We start from the raw sequence: 824 nt of genomic DNA, 5'->3' as shown, positions 1-824 counted from the left end.
CGACTCAGCAAGTACAAGTTTGAGCACGAGCCTCAGTGCCTCAATTAGTGCAAGCGACTCAGCAAGTACAAGTTTGAGCACGAGCCTCAGTGCCTCAATTAGTGCATCAGAGTCATCAAGTGCAAGCTTGAGCACAAGTCTCAGTGCCTCAATTAGTGCTTCAGATTCAGTAAGTACAAGTTTGAGTACAAGCCTTAGTGCCTCAATTAGTGCTTCAGATTCAGCAAGTACCAGCTTGAGTACAAGTCTCAGTGCTTCGATCAGTGCCTCAGATTCAACAAGCACAAGTTTGAGTACCAGTCTAAGTGCATCAATCAGTGCGTCAGATTCAGCAAGTATCAGCTTGAGTACAAGCCTCAGTGCTTCGATCAGTGCATCAGATTCAGTAAGTACAAGTTTGAGTACCAGCCTCAGTGCTTCGATCAGTGCCTCAGATTTAGCAAGTACCAGCTTGAGTACCAGCCTCAGTGCCTCACTTAGCGCATCAGACTCAGCAAGTACCAGCTTGAGCACAAGTCTCAGTGCCTCAATTAGTGCTTCAGAGTCAATAAGCACAAGTTTGAGTACCAGCCTCAGTGCCTCACTTAGCGCTTCTGATTCAGTAAGCACGAGCCTGAGCACAAGTCTAAGTGCCTCACACAGTGCGTCAGACTCAACAAGTACCAGCTTGAGTACCAGCCTCAGTGCATCAATCAGTGCCTCAGAGTCAACAAGTACCAGCTTGAGTACAAGTCTAAGTGCTTCGATCAGTGCCTCAGAGTCAACAAGTACAAGTTTGAGTACCAGTCTAAGCGCCTCAATTAGTGCAAGCGCCTCAGCAAGTA

1 protein-coding gene is annotated in these 824 nt (G+C 47.2%); it reads right to left on the bottom strand.

Translation table 11 applies throughout. The features are described 5' to 3' along the window. Nucleotides 1–824: hypothetical protein (locus O3651_RS10070; RefSeq protein WP_371610329.1), on the bottom strand; the 824-nt coding region annotated here is incomplete at both ends.

This window comes from Streptococcus sp. 27098_8_73 (genome assembly GCF_041432495.1).
Lineage (GTDB): Bacteria > Bacillota > Bacilli > Lactobacillales > Streptococcaceae > Streptococcus.
This window is presented reverse-complemented; position numbering and strand designations above follow the sequence as displayed.